Genomic DNA, 18,756 nt, shown 5'->3' on the forward strand with positions numbered 1-18,756 from the left:
GGCAAACGCCCATATGTGCGCACTCATTCCGTGGCACGGTGTATGTCTTACTGCTACCGGGACGCCCTGCTCGCGCCCCGGTACAGGTTCTGGATGTGTGCCGAGCTCAGTCGGCTGCGGTGGCGGGCACAGGAACGGCCGGGCCTTCGGCCTCGCCCTCGGTCCCGTGGTCCTGCCCGGGCGGCCCCTGCTCGCGCTGCTCCCGCAGCTCGGTGATGGCCGCCTCGAAGTCCTCGAGTGAATCGAATGCCCGGTAAACGGACGCGAAGCGCAGGTACGCGACGAGGTCGAGTTCCTGCAGCGGGCCCAGTATGGCGAGCCCGACGTCATGCGTGGTCAGCTCGGCGCTGCCGGTGGCACGCACCGCCTCCTCGACCCGCTGGCCGAGCTTGGCGAGGGCGTCCTCGGTGACCGGGCGCCCCTGACACGCCTTGCGCACTCCCGCGATGACCTTGTTGCGGCTGAAGGGTTCGGTGACCCCGCTCCGCTTGATCACCATCAGCGACGCCGTCTCGATCGTCGTGAAACGGCGGGAGCAGTCGGGGCACTGGCGGCGCCGGCGGATCGCCGTCCCGTCATCGGTGGTACGGCTGTCGACGACCCTGCTGTCCGGGTGCCTGCAGAAGGGGCAATGCACGCTCCACCCTCCTCACCCTTGATATACGGACGTACGTACGCCAACGAACCCGGCGCACGGCGACAGACCTCCGGCCGGTCCGTACGGGCCCTTCGGAGCAGTCCCCAGCATAGGCGATCCTGACCCCGACGAGAGACCAGGGACCACAACTTCTGGGTAACCGAAGGCATCTAACCACTAGATGTGGTGTCGGGCCGCTTACGTGCGCCTACCGCGTGTCGCGGTGGTGGCGGGCCGGGACGCCGCAGACGAGCGTACGGGAAGCGACCCGGCCAGGGGCGCGGCGGGGCCGGGGTGACAGAATCGGCGGGGTCCTGACGACGACCGCAGCGGGCCGTGCGCTCCGAGGCCTCCGGGGGGAAGCAAGCCGGCCGGAGACAGGGGCGGAAAGCGCGGCCGGGACTCGAAAAACCGCTCGGCCATACACCCAGCCACTCGCCTCGGTCAGCAGATCGGCGAATATTTCACTCGAACGTGTGTTTGGCGCAACCTTTCGAAAGCTACTACCGTTGGCTAACCAGGGAGAACATTTCGAGAGGGGCCGACGTGACCACCACCGCAGACAGCGCGACCATCACCGCACAGAGCCACTCCCAGAGCCGGTTCGAGCATCCGCACACGGCACAGCGGCCACCGATGGACGACGCCACGTCGGACCCTGAAGAGCAGAAGCCCGCTCGCTCGCTGCCCGGCCGGCCGCCCGGAATCCGCGCCGACAGCTCCGGGCTCACCGACCGCCAGCGCCGGGTGATCGAGGTGATCCGGGATTCGGTCCAGCGCCGCGGCTACCCGCCGTCCATGCGCGAGATCGGCCAGGCCGTCGGGCTGTCCAGCACCTCCTCCGTCGCCCATCAGCTCATGGCGCTCGAACGCAAGGGCTTCCTGCGGCGTGACCCGCACCGCCCCCGGGCGTACGAGGTCCGCGGCTCCGACCAGTCGAGCTCCACGGCGACGGAGACCGCCGGCAAGCCCGCCGCCTCCTATGTCCCCCTGGTCGGCCGGATCGCCGCCGGCGGCCCGATCCTCGCCGAGGAATCGGTCGAGGACGTCTTCCCGCTCCCCCGTCAGCTCGTCGGTGACGGCGAACTGTTCGTGCTGAAGGTCGTCGGCGACTCCATGATCGAAGCCGCGATCTGCGACGGCGACTGGGTCACGGTCCGCCGCCAGCCGGTCGCCGAGAACGGCGACATCGTGGCCGCGATGCTGGACGGCGAGGCCACCGTCAAGCGCTTCAAGCGCGAGGACGGCCATGTCTGGCTGCTGCCGCACAACTCCGCGTACCAGCCGATCCCCGGCGACGAGGCGACCATCCTCGGCAAGGTGGTGGCGGTGCTCCGCCGCATCTGAGCCACCCCTCACGACCGAGCCCCGGAACCACTGCGCCGGTTCCGGGGCTCTGCTGTTGCGCCCGGCCGGCGCCGCTCCCACGGAGGAGAAGGCGGTCCGGCGGGGGCAGCGCACGGGAGGGGTGCGGCGCCGGCGGACGGTGCGCCGCCTATGCGTCGGCCTGGGATGCCTTCGCCGCGGCGTCGATGGCGGCCAGGGATCGGCGGACCTGGTTGCGGTCAGTGGTGTACCAGAACTCCGGCATCGACTTGCGGAGGAAGGAGCCGTAGCGGGCCCGCTCCACCCGGGGGTCGAGGACGGCCACCACGCCGCGGTCGCCGGTGGCACGGACCAGACGGCCGGCGCCCTGAGCCATCAGCAGGGCCGCGTGGGTCGCCGCGACCGCCATGAAGCCATTGCCGCCGGCCTCCTCCACGGCCTTCTGCCGGGCGCTCATCAGCGGATCGTCCGGGCGCGGGAACGGCACCCGGTCCATCACGACCAGCTGGCAGTTCGCGCCCGGTACATCGACGCCCTGCCACAGGGACAGCGTGCCGAACAGGCACGTACGGGCATCCGCGGCGAAGTTCTTGATCAGCTCGCCGAGGGTCTCCTCGCCCTGGAGCAGGATCGGCAGATCCAGCCGGCCGCGCAGTTCCTCGGCGGCGGCCTGGGCGGCGCGCATCGACGAGAACAGGCCGAGGGTGCGGCCGCCCGCCGCCTCGATCAGCTCGGCGAGCTCGTCGAGCATGTCGGTGCGGCTGCCCTCACGGCCCGGCTGGGCCAGATGCTTGGCGACGTAGAGGATGCCCTGCTTCGCGTAGTCGAAGGGGGAACCGACGTCCAGCCCCTTCCAGGGCGGGATGTCCTCGCCCTCCGTGCCCTCGGGAGCCAGGCCCAGGGAGGCCCCGACCCCGTTGAAGTCGCCGCCCAGCTTGAGGGTGGCGGAGGTGAGGACCACCGAGCGGTCCGCGAAGAGCTTCTCGCGCAGCAGCCCGGAGACCGAGAGCGGGGCCACCCGCAGCGAGGCGCCGAAGCGGTCGTGGCGTTCGTACCAGACGACGTCGTACTCGGAGCCATTGGCGATCCGCTCGGCGACGGCATGGACGTTCTCCACCGAGGCGAGCGCCTGCTTGCGGACCGCGTCCTCGTCCTGGACCGACTTGTCGCGGGTCGAGCCGAGCGCCGAGATGACCGTGCGGGCCGCGTCCCGCAGCGCCATCAGGCAGTAGCCGAGGTCCTCGGGGATCTCTTCGAGGCGGCCGGGCAGGGCCAGCTCCATGAGGCGCTCGAAGCTCTCCGAGGCGGTCTGGAGCTGGTCGGCGGCCTTTTCGTTGACGAGCTTGGCGGCCCGGCGGACGGCGCGGTTGACCTGGCCGGGGGTGAGCTCGCCGGTGGCGACGCCGGTGACCCGGGAGACCAGCTCATGGGCCTCGTCGATGATCAGGACCTCGTGCGACGGGAGGACCGGGGCGCCCTCGATCGCGTCGATGGCGAGCAGCGCGTGGTTGGTGACGACCACATCGGCGAGCTTGGCGCGCTCCCGGGCGGCCTCGGCGAAGCACTCCGCCCCGTAGGCGCACTTCGAGGCGCCCAGGCACTCCCGGGAGGAGACCGAGACCTGGCCCCAGGCGCGGTCGGACACTCCGGGGGTCAGCGCGTCGCGGTCCCCGGTCTCGGTCTCGTCCGCCCAGTCGCGCAGCCGCAGCAGGTCCTTGCCGAGCTTGCTGGTCGGCGTCGCCTGCTCGAACACGTCGAAGAGGCCGTCCTCCTCTTCCTGCGGTGCGCCCTCACGGAGGCGGTGCAGACACAGGTAATTGGAGCGGCCCTTGAGCATGGCGAACTCGGGGCGGCGGCGCAGCAGCGGATGGAGGGCGTCGACCGTACGCGGAAGATCGCGCTCCACCAGCTGGCGCTGCAGCGCCAGGGTGGCCGTGGCGACGACCACGCGCTCGCCGTGGGCGAGGGCCGGAACCAGATAGCCGAGCGACTTTCCGGTACCGGTGCCGGCCTGGACGAGCAGATGGGCGTTGTCGTCCACGGCCTCGGCGACGGCCTCGGCCATGGCCACCTGGCCGGGGCGCTCGGTGCCGCCGACAGCGGTGACGGCGGCGTGGAGCAGATCGGGGAGGGAGGGCTTCGTCATAGCGTGGCAAGCCTACGCGGGACCACTGACAGCCACCGCGGTCACGGCAGATGCAGCGGGTTGGGGACGGTGCCGTGCACGGCCGCGTGCGGCCGGTCACGGCGATCGCGGTAACCGTCCACATGCAGACGGTTGCGGTTCAGACACAGCCGCTCGATCCGCGGGGTGAGCAGGTCGAAGGTCTCGTGGCGCTCCTTGAGGTGGGGGAAGCGCTCGTGGTGGCGCAGGATCTCCGCCCGGACGAGTGACCAGAACTCGGCCTCGGGAACGCCCAGTTGGTCGGCGCACAGCGGTGCGAGGTAGCGGAAGACGCCGACGAACAGACCGGAGTGGATGAACTGGGTGAGGAAGGAGGGGGGTTCGGTCAGCAGCACCGTGCGGACGTCGTCCGGCATGGCGTCGTGCTCCGGGAGGCGCCAGGAACTGGTGTTGACGTCGTCGACGAAGTCCTTGACCGCGAGGCGGGTGGGGACGTCGTGGGCGTCGAAGACGACGATGGCGTTCTCGCCGTGCGGGGAGAAGACCGTGCCGTACTGGTAGAGGAAGTGCAGCAGCGGCGGCAGCAGCGCGGCGAACAGCCGGCTCAGCCAGTCGCGGGGGGCCAGACCCGAGCGGTGCACCAGCTCCGCGGTCAGGGCGCGGCCCCCGGGGTCGGTCTGCAGCAGCGCCGCGAGGGTGCGGGCGCGTTCGCCGGTGTCGAGCCGGCCGCTGACCGGCTCCCGCCAGATACAGCCCAGCAGCTCCTTGAACTGGTAGGGGACGCCGGGCAGCCGGTCGTAGAGGGGGTGTTCGACGGTGACCGAGGCGGTCTCGCCGAGCAGGATGACCCGGGTCTCGTCGCGCAGATAGGGGTCGGCGTCGCGCAGGCCGTGGACCCAGCGGGTGACGGCGGGGGCGGCGAGGGTGCGCTCGGTGGGCAGGCCGCGCCACACCAGGGTGTTGAGGATCGACAGCGGAAGCTTGACCGTACGGGCCTCGGGGCGGCTGACGTTGAGGAAGGTGCGGATCGACTGCTGCGGCAGTCGGAGGTCGTTGTCAGTGGGCAGCGCGATGATGGATCCGTCGGCGAGCTGCGGCGCGAAGAGCGGGGCGATGGTCTCGTCCCACTGCCAGGGGTGCACGGGGAGGTAGAGGTAGTCGGCGGGGTCGTGGCCCTGGTCGGTGATGGTGCGGGCGAAGGCATGACGGGTGGCGGGGGCCAGCTCCTCGCCGTACAGACGGTCGGGGGTGGCCAGGGTGGGGATACCGCGGTAGTGGGCGATGCGGTGGTGTGCGGCGAGCCAGGGCAGCCGCCGTGCGGTGCGGGCCTCGGGGGCCCAGGTCGCCGCGTCCTGGGCGGAGAAGCCGAGCCGGCCCTTGTTCGCGACGAGCCAGGGGTGGCCGGTCTGGTGGCCCTCGAGGGCGGCGTAGTCCAGGTCGGCGAGGTCGGCGGCGCTGAGGGCGGTCGCGTCGAGCCGGGTGTCGGCGGCGAGGGTGGCGGTCAGCTCGCGGATGAGATGGCCGGTGGTGTCGCCGGACAGGCCCAGCACGGTGTCATGGGCGTGGGTGAGGAAGTGGAACGGGTCGCTGCCGGGGGTGATCGAGGCGGGGTCGACGCGCCAGTGCCCGTAGGCGCCGCGGCGGGCGCGGAAGCGGTAGACCAGGTCGTCGGTGACCGGCAGACGGTATTGCGGGGTGCCGTCGGGGGCGGTGCCGTCGGGCTCGGGGGTGAGGATTTCCTCGTACGCGAACTCCGCCAGGATCTTGGCGAACAGTCGGCGCGCGGCGTGCTGCCAGGCGCGGTGCGAAGGCTGTGTTTCATGGGGGTCATGGGGGTCATGGGGGTCATGCGGTTCAGGAGACAAGGCGGGACTCCTCGGAGCGGGACCGCCCCGGCTCGTGCGGGGGACAACCGGGGCAGCGGGATGGACGGCGAAGCGGAACGGGACCGTCGACGGACGGTCCCGGGGTCAGAGCAGACGGCGGTGGGCGCGGTCGCGGACCATCAACGCCGCGCGTTTTCCGGGCAGTTCGATCTCGTCGGCATAGCGGAATCCGGCGCTCAGGAACGCTGCGAGGGAGGCGGTGTTGCGCAGATCCGGCTCGGCGACGACCCGGGTGCACGCCGGGCGGTGGTCGAGGACGAGGTCAGCGGCGGCGCGCAGCAGGGTGCCGCCCAGCCCGCGGCCGCGGTCCGCGGCGCCGATGAGCAGATGGATGCCCGTGTCGTGGGGCCGGACCGGGTAGTGGCGGGCGAGGGGGTCGAGGTCGGCGCGGTAGATCTCCCAGTAGCTCATCGGCACGCCGGCCAGCACCCCCAGGCAGGGCACGCTGCGGCCGTCCCCGCCGAGCTGACCGCGCAGATGGGCGGCGGTGATGTCCGGGGGGCCCGCCAGCTCCCAGAAGGCCGCGACCGCCGGATCGTTCATCCAGCCGGTGATCCGGTCGAGGTCGTGGGCCGGCCGGACGGGCACCAGCGCGAACGGGCCGGCGGGGGTGTCGGCCGCTCCCCAGCCCGCCAGGTCGTCGAGCAGCGGGCCGGCGGCCGGGTCGTACGGGGACGCCGGCTGCCGGTGACCGTCGGCGAGGAGCGCACCCCATCCGGGCGGGAGCTGCAGTTCGAGGGTGTCGTCGGAGCTGGAGCTGAGGCCGGAATCGGTCGGGGGCACGGCGACGCTCTCCTCTCGTGGCCGCGTGCCGCGTGGCCTGTTCGGTCGCGGGGCGCCGGGGGCGGGGGACGGGGTACTGCGGTCGGGGGGTGCGGTGGGCGGCTAGGGGGCGAGGGGGTTGGGCAGGGTGACGTAGACGGACTGGGTTTCCACGGGGCCGACGAGTTCGTCCAGGCCGTGCAGCCGGGTCGCCAGGTTGGCCTTGCAGCGCAGCGTGCGGGCGGCCAGCAGCTGCCCGGGGAGGGGCGAGCGGTGGGCCCGCGGGGCCGCGGCGGCATCGGCGAGGAAGCGCCGGAAGGCGGCGAGCAGGATCTCCTCCCGGACCAGGCGCTGGGAGCCGAAGGCCCCGATGAGGCCGAGGACGTTGTTGATGCCCAGGTAGTAGGCGAACCGTTCGTCGGTGACGTCATCGGAGACGAAGCTGTCGCTGGCGTCGCCGATTCCGGGCAGCCGGCGCTCCAGCTCGGCGCGGCGGGAGGTGCGGAAGTAGTAGCCCTGGTTGTCGCGGTAGCGGCCGCCGACCGGCCAGCCGTCGGGGTCCAGCAGCACCAGGGTGTTCTGCTGGTGGGCCTCCAGGACGATGCCGGCGGTGCCGTCGAGCCACAGCACGGGCCGTACGACCACTTCGAGATAGCGCAGGAACCATTCGGTGGCGACCGCGTCGAGGCTGCGGCCGGTGCGGTCGCCGAGCGTGGTGACGAGGTCCTCGAGCCGGGAGCGCACCCCGGGGTGGCCGGGCCAGGGCCGGGGCGAGGTGAGCCCGGCGATGCAGACGGCGTCGTCGGTGGTGCTGAAGGGGTTGTGCCGGATGACGACATCAAGGCCCTGGACGGGGGCGCCGCCGAGGCCGTCGACGGCCAGATAGGCCGGGTCGCGGACGATGTCGAAGCCGGGGTGCACGCGCTGCCACTGCTCGGCGAGGCCGGTGCGCAGCAGCCGGTGCACCTCGACACCGCGGGCCAGTTCCTTGCGGAGGTTCTCCCGGCGGGAGTTGGTGATGCGCAGCCCGAGGGAGAGCTTGAGCATGGCGTGGGCGTCGGGGCGGTAGACCGTGCGGACGGAGGAGGTGGGGTGCCAGGGGGCGCCGTGGGCGCCGAGTTCGTGGAGCAGGCCGGCCTCGCGCAGCGCCGTGGTCTCGGGGCGGTCGGCGACTTCCCTGGCCTGCCAGGGGTGCAGCGGCAACGGCACGGTGTCCTCGGGCAGGCGCAGGCCCTCCCCGGCCAGGCGCAGCACGAGCCGCTCGGCCGGTACGGGCTTGCCGCGTTCGGTCCAGGCGGAGTCGGCGGCCAGGACCGAGCGGTGCACGGCCATCCAGTGGAGCCGGAAGGCGCCGCGCATCTCGGGCGAATAGGCGCGGAGTTCGGCGTCGGAGAGGCCCTCGCGGCTCTTGGGTGTGGGGTGCAGCGGATGGCCGAGGAGGAGGGACTGTTCGGCTTCGAGGAAGAGGGCGCCGTGGTCGTCGGCGGGCCGGGTGCGCCGGTGGGTGAGGAAGGTGGCGACATTGCGGACGGAATTGGCGACCCGGCCGATGAGTTCGGCACCGTCGCCGTCCGGTGCCTGCTGTTGCGCGAGGTCCGGGTCCGGCCGCTCGTCGGCGTCCGCCACGCGGTGCTCCCCGCCGTCGGAGGCCCGCCGGTCACCGTGCGCGGCCTCCCGTCGCAGCAGCGCGGCGAGGGTGACGGCGTCCAGCGGGGCGGCCCCGGCCGGGGCGCCTTCGAGGGTGGGGGCACCCAGGCGGTGCCAGCCGGTCGGGGACCAGTAGCGCACGGGAATGTGCAGGGCGCCGGCGACGGCCCGCAACGGGATGCGCAGCCGGCCGTCGGCCGGACGGTGCGTGCCGCTCTCGCGCAGCCAGCAGCGCAGCAGGTGCTCGATGCCCGCGGCGTCGGCGGCGACCGACGGGTCCGGGTGGTCGAGGGGGTCGTGGTCGCCGCACCGCGCGCCGTCGTACGGTCCCGGGCCGCCGAGGGGGGCGTCCTCGTGGGTCTGCTGGTGGCAGGCGTGGTCCGCGGCGCGGCGCTGCTGGCGCGGCACCGACTCGATGGTGCCCGCGCCCTGGTGGGCGGGGATGCGCTCGACGGGCTGGCCGCCGTCGGGGCCGGGGCGTTCGTTCATGGGGAGATGCCTCGCGTGGTTGTGGGGGACGGGCCCAGGGGCCCGGGGGTGGTGCGGACCGCCGCCGTGAGGGCGTCGGCGAGGCGGTCGAGGATCGCGTCCGCCTGTTCGTCGGTGATGGTCAGGGGTGGCAGCAGCCGGACGACGGCGGAGTGCCGGCCGCCCAGTTCGACGATCAGGCCGCGGTCCAGGCAGGCGTGCTGGACGGCGGCGGCGAGCCGCGGATCGGCGGGGCGGGCGCCGGTGGCATCGGCCTCGGCGTCCCGGTCGACGATCTCGATCCCGAGCATCAGTCCGCGGCCGCGGACGTCGCCGATGCAGTCGTGGGTGTCGGCGAGGGCGGTGAGCCGGGCGAGCATCCGGGCGCCGAGCTCCCCGGCCCGCCGGTCGAGGCCGTTCTCACGGACGTAGGCCAGGGTGGCCCGGCCGGCGGCCATCGCGAGCTGGTTGCCGCGGAAGGTGCCCGCGTGGGCGCCGGGCTGCCAGGCGTCGAGTTCCTCGCGGTAGACGATCACGGCGAGCGGCAGACTGCCGCCGATGGCCTTCGACAGCACCAGCACATCGGGCACGATGCCGCTGTGTTCGATGGCCCAGAAGGCGCCGGTGCGGCCCACGCCGGTCTGCACCTCGTCCACGATCAGCGGGATCCGCCGGGCGGTGGTGAGCTCCCGCATCCGCCGCAGCCAGCTGTCCGGCGCGGGGATCACGCCGCCCTCGCCCTGGACCGGTTCCAGGATCATCCCGGCCGGGCCCGGCACCCCGCTCTTGTCGTCGTCGAGCAGGCTCCGGGTCCAGCGCGCGGCGAGTTCCGCGCCCCGCTCACCGCCGGTGCCGAACGGACAGCGGTAGTCGTACGGATAGGGCAGCCGGACCACGCTGGTGTGCTGCGCTCCCCCGGACGCGGCGAGCGCCTGGGCGGTCATGCCGTGATACGCGCCGGAGAAGGCCATCAGCCCCTCCCGGCCGGTCGCGGTGCGGACGAGGGTGAAGGCGGCCTCGACGGCGTCCGTGCCCGCCGGGCCGCAGAACTGGATGCGTCCCTTTTCGGCCAGCTCCCTGGGCAGCGTGGCGAAGAGCTCGGTGATGAAGGCGTCCTTGACGGGCGTGGCCAGGTCGAGGATGTGCAGCGGCGCCCCGGAGTCGAGGACCGCACGGATCGCCTCGAGCACCACGGGGTGGTTGTGGCCGAGCGCCAGCGTGCCGGCGCCGGAGAGACAGTCGAGATAGCGCCTGCCGTCCGCGCCTTCGATGGTCAGCCCCCGGGCGCGCACCGGCACGATGGGCAGCGAGCGGGCGTACGTGCGGGCAGCGGACTCGCGCAGGGACTGCCGGCGCAGGATCCCTTCATGGGCCGGCGGCGCGGCCGTCGGCACGGATTCGGTCAACGCCACGGCAGTTGTGTCCTCCTGCTGGTGAGCGGCTGAAAGCCGCGCGGGCCCTGCGGGCAGCCCGGCCGTCCCCCGTACGTACCAACGACGGCGGGGACCCGGGATCACGGCTGAGGGCAAGATCCTTGCGGGCGTGAAACCGGGGCCCCGAGTTCCGCCGTCCCCATCGTCACCGGCATAGTGGGGTGTTGCGCCGGGATCTTGGGGTTCATGACAAAGAGGAAACCGGCGCAGCACCACACACGTCACACGGCTCAGTCCGAATCACCAGGGGGACATCACCCATGCGATCCATACGCCGGCCAGTCCTGGCCGCCGCCGCTCTCACCGCCGTCGTGGCGCTGACCGCCACCGGCTGCGGACCGGAGGGCGACCACGCGGACGCCAAGCCCAGCCAGTCCGCGGCCCAGGACACCACGGGCGGGGGTGACTTCAAGATCCCTCAGGACATCCAGGACAAGCTCAAGGAACACGGCGTCAACCTGGACAAGTGGAAGAACGGCGAGTGGAAGAACTGGGACCGGGACAAGTGGCTCCGGGAGGCCGGGGAGTTCATCAACCCGATCATCAAGGACTTCTGGGACAAGGACAAGATCGACAAGGTCAAGCCGCCCCAGGACCCCAGCAAGCCCGAGGACATCTCCGAGGACCAGGGCAAGACCGACCCTGAGCCCGCCGCCGTTCCGGCCCAGGCCGTCAAGACCCCCTACACCTCCACCGCTCCCGGCGTGGGTCTGCTGCTGTTCAGCACCCCCGAGGGCGGCTCGCGTTGCTCCGCCACGGTCGTCAAGGACCCGGCGCACCCCGGTAAGTCCAACCTGGTGTGGACCGCGGCGCACTGTGTGCACGCCGGCAAGAACGGCGGCTGGTACCGCAACATGATGTTCGTGCCGAACTTCAACAAGAACGGCGGCTCCGCCGACAAGTTGAAGACCGCCCCCTACGAGGACCGTGTTCCGTCGGGCAAGTGGTGGGCGGACGACATGGCGACGTCCAGCGAGTGGATCAAGGCCGGCGGCGCCGTCCCCGGTGTGCCGATGGCCCCGTACGACTTCGCGCTGATGCATGTGAAGCCGGAGGAGAACACCGGCGGCAAGTCTCTGGAGGAGATCGCCGGCGGCGCCTACCAGGTCGACTTCAACGCGCCGGCGATGGCCAAGATCCCGAGCCTGACGGCGCAGGGCTACCCGGCCGAGCCGCCGTTCGACGGTGCCGCGCAGCAGCAGTGCACCGACAAGCCGACCCGGCTGTCGATGGACGCCAAGAAGCCGACCATGTACCGGATCGGCTGCACCATGACCGGCGGTTCCTCCGGTGGTCCCTGGTTCACCAAGGGCGCCGACGGCAAGCCCGTGCTGGTCTCCAACATGTCGATGGGGCCGCGTCCGGCCCGCTGGTCGGCCGGCCCGCACCTGGGTCCCGAGGCCAAGGCGATGTTCGACCGCATGAGCAAGAAGTGGGCGAGCAAGCAGTAGTGCGGTGAGGGGGCGGCGCCGTCGCGCCGCCCCCCGTCCGCGGACACGACGAAGGCCCGCTCCCGGTCTCCCGGGGGCGGGCCTTTCGCGTGGGCGGCAGCGGTTACGCCGCCGCCACGAACGGCTCGAACTCGGCGGCGAGTTCCGCGTGCACCCGCGCCTTGAGGACCGTGCCGTCGGCGGTGTGCTCCTCGGAGATGACCTCGCCCTCGGCATGCGCCCGCGAGACCAGGGCACCCTGGGTGTAGGGCACCAGTACGTCGATCTCGACCTGCGGCCGGGGGAGTTCCTCGTCGAGCAGCTCCAGCAGCTCCGCCATGCCCTGGCCCGTACGGGCCGAGACGGCGATGGCGTGCTTCTCCTGGCGCAGCAGACGCTGCAGCACCAGCGGATCGGCCGCGTCGGCCTTGTTGACGACCACGATCTCGGGCACGTCCGTCGCGCCGACGTCGCGGATCACCTCGCGCACGGCCGCCAGCTGCTCCTCGGGTACCGGATGCGAACCGTCGACCACATGCAGGATGAGATCGGACTCGCCGACCTCCTCCATCGTGGAGCGGAACGCCTCGACGAGGTGGTGCGGCAGATGCCGGACGAAGCCGACGGTGTCGGCGAGGGTGTAGAGCCGTCCGCTGGGCGTCTCGGCCCGCCGGACGGTCGGGTCCAGGGTGGCGAACAGGGCGTTCTCCACCAGGACGCCGGCGCCGGTGAGGCGGTTGAGCAGCGAGGACTTGCCGGCGTTGGTGTAGCCGGCGATGGCGACCGAGGGGACCTTGTGGCGCCGGCGCTCCTGGCGCTTGATGTCCCGGCCGGTCTTCATCTCCGCGATCTCCCGGCGCATCTTCGCCATCTTCTCGCGGATCCGCCGGCGGTCCGTCTCGATCTTGGTCTCACCGGGACCACGGGTGGCCATACCGCCGCCGGCCGAACCGGAGCCACCGCCACCCATCTGCCGGGACAGCGACTGGCCCCAGCCGCGGAGCCTGGGGAGCATGTACTGCATCTGTGCCAGCGAGACCTGCGCCTTGCCCTCCCGGGACGTGGCGTGCTGGGCGAAGATGTCGAGGATCAGGGCGGTGCGGTCGACCACCTTGACCTTGACGACGTCCTCGAGGTGGATCAGCTGGCCCGGGGAGAGCTCACCGTCACAGACCACGGTGTCCGCACCGGACTCGAGCACGATGTCGCGCAGCTCCAGGGCCTTGCCCGAGCCGATGTAGGTGGCCGGGTCGGGCTTGTCGCGGCGCTGGATGACGCCGTCGAGCACCATGGCGCCGGCGGTCTCGGCCAGGGCGGCGAGCTCGGCGAGCGAGTTGTCCGCATCCTGGATCGTGCCGGTGGTCCAGACGCCGACGAGCACCACCCGCTCCAGACGGAGCTGCCGGTACTCGACCTCGGTGACGTCCTCGAGCTCGGTGGAGAGGCCCGCCACACGGCGCAGCGCGGCACGCGCGGAACGGTCGTACTGGTCGCCGTCACGCTCCCCGTCGATCTCGTGGCTCCAGGCGACGTCCTCTTCCATCAGGGCGTTGGCCCGAAGGCTCTCGGGGAGGCGCTGCCGGTCCTGCGGAAGGGAAGAAGAGGAGGTCATTTGATCCTTTGCGTCGTCGGTGAGCCCTTGCGGGGACCTGCTGCCCCCACCGGGACTGTCGGTGGTGCCACGGCCGTCGCCAGAAGCCCGCGGCCGTCGAAGGTGTCAACGTCCGAGCCGTCCCGGAGATTCCCCGGTCCGGCCGGAGCCGACCCCATGATGGTCCCACGACCGCGAAAGAGCGTCACGCGGGTTTTCCCGGCCTTCCGGCCGCTCCCCGGGCTCCGGACGCCGTGCCGGTCCCCTTGGCCACAGGAGTCCCGGCAGTGCCCTTGGGCGCGGGGACCGGAGCGGTTCCCCTGGCGGGGGTCCCGGCGGCACCCTTGGCGGCGCTCTTGGCAGCAGGAGCCCCCGTGGCTTTCTTGGGCGCGGGGGCTTCGGCGGTCCCCTTGGGCACGGGGGCGGTCACCGCACCCGCGGGGCGCCAGTCCGGGTGGCCCGGCATCGGCGGGGTCCGGTCGCTGTAGAGCCAGCCCTGGAAGAAGTCGCCGAGGTTCTCGCCGGCGACCTCGGAGGCCAGCTTGACGAAGTCGGCGGTGTCGGCCACGCCGTCACGGTGCCGGGCCACCCACTCGCGCTCGAGGCGCTCGAAGGCCGCGGGGCCGATCTTCTGCCGCAGGGCGTACAGGACCAGCGCACTGCCGTCGTAGACGACCGGGCGGAAGATGCTGATCTTCTGTCCCGGGCTGGGGACCTTGGGCGCGGCGGGCGGCCCGCCCTCGGCGCGCCAGCCGTTGGACTGCTGGTAGGCGCGGTGCATCCGCGCCTCCAGGGAGGCCCGCTTGTCGCCCCGCTCCTGGGCGTAGAGGGCTTCGTACCAGGTGGCGTGGGCCTCGTTGAGCCAGACGTCGGACCAGCGGCGCGGGCTGACGCTGTCGCCGAACCACTGGTGGGCCAGCTCGTGCACCATCACCGACTCGACGTACCAGTCGGGCAGCTGGTCGCCGCTGAACAGGGGCTTCTCGAAGAGCGAGAGGGTCTGGGTCTCCAGCTCGAAGCCGGTCCTGGCGTCGGCGATCAGCACCCCGTACGCCTCGAAGGGGTAGGGGCCGACCCTGCGCTCCATCCAGGCCACGTGGTCGGCGGTCCTGGCCAGCCAGCGCGCGAGGGCGGGGCGGTCCGCGGTCGGTACGACATCGCGGATCGGCAGGTCGTGGGGTCCGTGGTGCAGCAGCACGCTGGACTTCCCGATGGAGACCTGGGCGAGTTCGGTCGCCATGGGGTGGGTGGTGCGGTAGGTCCAGGTGCGGCGTGCCGCGCGGGTGGCGGTGCCCTGCGGCAGCCCGTTGGCGACGGCGGTCAGCTGCTGGGGCGCGGTGATGCGGAAGGTGAAGAGGGCCTTGTCGGAGGGGTGGTCGTTGCAGGGGAAGACGCGGTGCGCGGCATCGGCCTGGTTGGCCATCGCCAGCCCGTCGGCGGTGCGGATCCAGCCGCCGTCGCCCTTGCCGCGCGGGTCGGTCGTGTGCTGGACGGAGATCTTCAGTTCCTGTCCCCGGAAGACGTGGAAGTCCGGGGTGAGCACGAGGTCCTCACCGTGCTGCTCGTGCCGGGCGGGCCGGCCGTCGATCGTCACGGAGCGTACGGTGCCGCGGGCGAAGTCGAGGTTGAGGTGGTCCAGCTCGGTGGTGGCCTCGGCGGTGATGCCGGTGGTGACGTTCATCGGCCGGTCGTTGTGGCCGGAGTAGTCCAGGGAGACGTCGTAGGACGTGACGTCGTAGCCGGTGTTGCCGAGGGTGGGGAAGAGCCGGTCGCCGAGGCCTTGCGCCCCTCCGGGCGACGGTGGCGCGGTCAGGCCGAGACAGGCGGCGGCCAGCCCGAGGACGGCGGCCCGGCGGACGGCCCACCGGAGCCGGCCGCGCAGGGCACGGGGCAGAGCGCGGGCGGGGACGGCGCGAGCGGGGTCGCGCGGCGGGCGGCGCGGGGGAAGGGACATGCACTACGGCTACCAACGCGGCCCCCTCCGGCGCGGGTGAGGCGGCAAACGGCACCCGAACGGGCGGCGGATCGGGCGCCCCTCTTACGCCGCCAGGCGGAGAAGTTTCCGACGGTCCGTCACTTTTCCGGCCCCGGCGGCGTTCAGGGGCCCAGTACGGCTGCCTGCCGGGCGCGCCCGGCGCGCAACACGTCGAACACGCCCGGAACTTGGCGCATGGCCCGCATCAGGGACGGCAGTCCGGCGGCGTTCGGCAGATGCAGCGTGTAGGTGTGGCGGACCCGCTGTTCGTGCGGCGGTTCGACGGCGGCCGACACCACGGCGGCGCCCTGGGAGGCGATGGCTTCGGTGAGGTCGGCCAGGAGGTGCGGCCGGCTGAAGGCCTCGGCCAGGAGGGTGACCCGGCAGCCGTGGCCGCCGTGGCCGGCGCCCCGCCAGCGCACCCCGACCGGCTGCCGGCCGGTGGCGGCCATCCGCGCCACGACGGGGCACAGGGCGCGGTGCACGGTGACCGTGCCGCCGCGTACGGCGAATCCGGTGACGGTGTCCGGCGGCACCGGGGTGCAGCAGCCGGCCAGCCGGACCGCCGCGCCCGGCAGGTCGGCCACCGCGAGCAGCGAGGCGGGGGCGGGGTCCGCTCCGGGACGGTCCTGGTATGCGGAGCGGCGGTCGGTGGCGGGCACCGCGGCGATCGTCTCGCCGTGCCCCGCCGGGCGGGCGCCGGGCTCCTGCCGCCCGGCCAGCCACCGGGCGATGGCGAGCCGGGCGGCGGGCGTGCGGGCCTGTTCGAGCCACTCGGGCAGCGGGCCGGCCGCGGAGTCCGGGGCCATCAGCAGCTGCAGGCTGTCGCCGTCGTGCAGGACGGTGGAGAGGGTGGCGAGCCGGCCGTTGACCCGGGCGCCGATGCAGCAGTGCGCGGCCTCGCCGTGCCGTTCGTAGGCGGCATCCACGCAACTGGCCCCGGCGGGCAGGCCGATGGTGCCGCCCGTGGGACCGGTCGAGCCGTCGGACGGGGCGTCGGCGCAGAAGACCGTGATCTCCCGGTCCTGGGCGAGGTCGTCGCGCAGCGAGGTCCAGAAGGTGTCCGGGTCGGGGGTGGTGCGCTGCCACTCCAGCAGCCGGGAGAGCCATCCGGGGCGGGTCGGGTCGGCCCGCTCGCCCTCGGGGGCGTCCGCGCCGTCGGTGGGTGCGTACGGATTGCCCAGCGCGATCACCCCGGCCTCGGCGACCCGGTGCATCTGGTGCGTACGGATCAGGGTCTCGGCGATCTCCCCCGAGGGACCGGTGACCGCGGTGTGCAGCGACTGGTAGAGGTTGAACTTGGGGGCCGCGATGAAGTCCTTGAACTCGGAGACGACCGGGGTGAAGCAGGTGTGCAGCTCACCGAGGACGGCATAGCAGTCGGCGTCCTCGGCCACCAGCACCAGCAGCCGCCCCAGATCCGCACCGGTCAGCTCGCGGCGCGCGAGGCGTACGCGGTGCACGGAGACGAAGTGCCGTGGGCGGACGTGCACTTCGGCGTCGATACCGGCCTCGTCCAGGACCACGCGCATCCGCTCGGCGAGGACGGCGAGCGGATCGGGCCGGGTGGCGTAGGTGGTGACCAGGGCCCGGGTGGTGGCGTACTCCTCCGGGTGCAGGATCGCGAAGACCAGGTCCTCCAGCTCGGCCTTCAGCGCCTGGACGCCGAGGCGCTCGGCGAGCGGGATCAGCACATCGCGGGTCACCTTGGCGATCCGGGCCTGCTTCTCGGGGCGCATCACCCCGAGGGTGCGCATGTTGTGCAGCCGGTCGGCGAGCTTGATGGACATCACCCGGACGTCGTTGCCCGTCGCCACCAGCATCTTGCGGAAGGTCTCCGGCTCGGCGGCCGCGCCGTAGCCGACCTTCTCCAGCTTGGTGACGCCGTCGACGAGATAACAGACCTCGTCCCCGAACAGCTCACGGACCAGATCGAGCGTCACTTCCGTGTCCTCGACGGTGTCGTGGAGCAGGGAGGCGGTCAAGGTCGTGGTCTCCGCGCCGAGTTCGGCGAGGATGAGGGTCACCGCGAGGGGGTGGGTGATGTACGGCTCGCCGCTCTTGCGCAGCTGCCCGCGGTGCGAGGACTCGGCGAGCAGATAGGCCCGGGTGAGGGTCTCCAGGTCCGCGTCCGGGTGGTGGTGGCGGTGCACCTTGGCGACGTGCTCGAGGGCGTGCGGGCGGCCGTCGCGGGGGGCCGGGCCGAGCAGTGCGGCGCGGCCGATCCGGCGCAGTCCTCTGAGCTCCAGTCGGCGGCGGCCGCGCTTGCGGGCCGCCGCTCCATGGTTACCAGGGTCAGTGGCCTCTGCGCTCATGGGCACCTCCGGCAGCGTCGACCGGCGGTGGGGTGCGTCGTTCCGACGTCCGGGCCGGTGCTTGATGCTATCGAGCCCATCACGCAGCGCTGTCCGCCTCTTGCTCAGAGTGATCCGGATCACCCGTTCGAGCGAAAGTTATGGCCGGAACCGCTCCCTGAAGGAGGACGGAAGCCCGGAGCGCCGCGGGGTGCGTCAGGCGAGCGCGGCGGACAGCCAGGCGGGGTCGAAGGTGCCCTCGGCGACGATCTCGGCGGGCCCGGTCATCTCGACCGTGCCGTCGGGCAGCTCGGTGATCGTCAGGCTGCCGCCGAGCACCTCGACCGTGTACGTGACGGGGGATCCGGTGCGGCTCGGGTCCAGGCCATCCCTGCGGGCGGCCGCGACGGCGACCGCGCAGGCGCCGGTGCCACAGGAGCGGGTCTCCCCCGAGCCGCGCTCGTGCACCCGCATCGCCACATGGCGCGGACCGCGGTCGGCGACGAACTCGATGTTCACGCCCTCGGGATAAACCGCCGCTGGGCTGAACGGCGGTACCTCCCGCAGGTCGCCGGCGTGGGCCAGATCCTCGACGAAGGCGACGGCGTGCGGGTTGCCCATGTTCACGTTGCGGGCCGGCCAGCTGCGGCCGCCGAGCGTGACGACGACGCTCTCCTCGGGGAGCCCGGCGCGGCCCATGGAGACCGTCACCTCGCCGCTCTTGGCGAGGTGGACGCGGCGGACGCCGGCACGGGTGGCGATGGCGAGTTCGCCGGCCTCGACCAGACCGGCGTGCAGCAGATAGCGCGCGAAGACGCGGACGCCGTTGCCGCACATCTCGGCGATCGAGCCGTCGCCGTTGCGGTAGTCCATGAACCACTCGGCCTCGCCGGCCTGGGCACACGCCTCGGGGTGCGCGGCGGACCGGACGACGCGCAGCACACCGTCGCCGCCGAGGCCGGCCCGTCGGTCACAGATCCTGGCGACGGCGGTCGCGGGCAGGTCGAGGAGGCCCTCCGGATCGGGAATGATCACGAAGTCGTTCTCGGTGCCGTGGCCCTTGAGGAAAGCGAGGCGCTGCGTACTGGTCACCCTCGCATCGTACGGGGAGGGCGGGCGGAGCGGGGGCGCAGGGGTTGCGGGGGACGACGCGCCAGTACGGGCCCGGAGGCGGTCACGGGG

At 72.5% G+C, this 18,756-nt stretch carries 12 protein-coding genes; 2 read left to right on the plus strand and 10 right to left on the minus strand.

The features are described 5' to 3' along the window. Positions 1 to 106: 106 nt before the first annotated feature. Positions 107 to 637 (minus strand): transcriptional regulator NrdR, encoded by a 531-nt coding sequence (gene nrdR / locus OIU81_RS09130; protein WP_329145680.1) that lies wholly within the window; start codon positions 635 to 637, stop codon positions 107 to 109. Positions 638 to 1,183: 546 nt separating this feature from the next. Here nrdR and lexA point away from each other — a divergent pair. After that, positions 1,184 to 1,984 (plus strand): transcriptional repressor LexA, encoded by an 801-nt coding sequence (gene lexA / locus OIU81_RS09135; RefSeq protein WP_329145682.1) that lies wholly within the window; start codon positions 1,184 to 1,186, stop codon positions 1,982 to 1,984. Positions 1,985 to 2,132: 148 nt separating this feature from the next. Here lexA and OIU81_RS09140 read toward each other — a convergent pair whose 3' ends face one another. The 5 genes from OIU81_RS09140 to OIU81_RS09160 form a co-directional block, all read right to left on the minus strand. After that, entirely contained in the window at positions 2,133 to 4,109 is a 1,977-nt protein-coding gene (locus tag OIU81_RS09140; protein ID WP_329145684.1) for an ATP-dependent DNA helicase, read from the minus strand. Between the two features lie 41 nt (positions 4,110 to 4,150). Then, positions 4,151 to 5,953, minus strand: a complete 1,803-nt coding sequence (locus OIU81_RS09145; protein WP_443073952.1) for an IucA/IucC family protein — start codon at positions 5,951 to 5,953, stop codon at positions 4,151 to 4,153. A gap of 105 nt (positions 5,954 to 6,058) precedes the next feature. Beyond that, positions 6,059 to 6,757, minus strand: a complete 699-nt coding sequence (locus tag OIU81_RS09150; protein WP_329145686.1) for a GNAT family N-acetyltransferase — start codon at positions 6,755 to 6,757, stop codon at positions 6,059 to 6,061. 102 nt (positions 6,758 to 6,859) lie between these two features. Beyond that, positions 6,860 to 8,872, minus strand: coding sequence for an IucA/IucC family protein (locus OIU81_RS09155; RefSeq protein ID WP_329145688.1), 2,013 nt, complete (start codon positions 8,870 to 8,872; stop codon positions 6,860 to 6,862). Then, complete coding sequence (locus tag OIU81_RS09160; protein WP_329145690.1) at positions 8,869 to 10,263, minus strand: diaminobutyrate--2-oxoglutarate transaminase family protein; 1,395 nt, start codon at positions 10,261 to 10,263, stop codon at positions 8,869 to 8,871. The genes OIU81_RS09155 and OIU81_RS09160 overlap by 4 nt, the downstream gene beginning before the upstream one ends. 281 nt (positions 10,264 to 10,544) lie before the next feature. Here OIU81_RS09160 and OIU81_RS09165 point away from each other — a divergent pair, with 281 nt between their 5' ends. Next, positions 10,545 to 11,735, plus strand: coding sequence for a trypsin-like serine peptidase (locus tag OIU81_RS09165; RefSeq protein WP_329145692.1), 1,191 nt, complete (start codon positions 10,545 to 10,547; stop codon positions 11,733 to 11,735). Between the two features lie 103 nt (positions 11,736 to 11,838). On the opposite strand, the gene hflX is transcribed toward OIU81_RS09165, so the two are convergent. The 4 genes from hflX to dapF form a co-directional block, all read right to left on the minus strand. Then, a complete protein-coding gene (gene hflX, locus OIU81_RS09170) occupies positions 11,839 to 13,326 on the minus strand; it encodes a GTPase HflX (RefSeq protein ID WP_329145695.1) in 1,488 nt (495 codons plus the stop codon). Positions 13,327 to 13,510: 184 nt separating this feature from the next. Next, complete coding sequence (locus tag OIU81_RS09175) at positions 13,511 to 15,259, minus strand: M1 family metallopeptidase (RefSeq protein ID WP_329145697.1); 1,749 nt, start codon at positions 15,257 to 15,259, stop codon at positions 13,511 to 13,513. A 143-nt stretch (positions 15,260 to 15,402) separates the two neighbouring features. After that, on the minus strand, positions 15,403 to 17,595 hold the full coding sequence (locus OIU81_RS09180) for a RelA/SpoT family protein (protein ID WP_329145699.1): 2,193 nt from the start codon (positions 17,593 to 17,595) through the stop codon (positions 15,403 to 15,405). A gap of 195 nt (positions 17,596 to 17,790) precedes the next feature. Continuing rightward, positions 17,791 to 18,666 (minus strand): diaminopimelate epimerase, encoded by an 876-nt coding sequence (dapF, locus tag OIU81_RS09185; RefSeq protein ID WP_329145700.1) that lies wholly within the window; start codon positions 18,664 to 18,666, stop codon positions 17,791 to 17,793. Positions 18,667 to 18,756: the final 90 nt, after the last annotated feature.

It is taken from the genome of Streptomyces sp. NBC_01454 (assembly GCF_036227565.1).
Classification (GTDB): domain Bacteria; phylum Actinomycetota; class Actinomycetes; order Streptomycetales; family Streptomycetaceae; genus Streptomyces.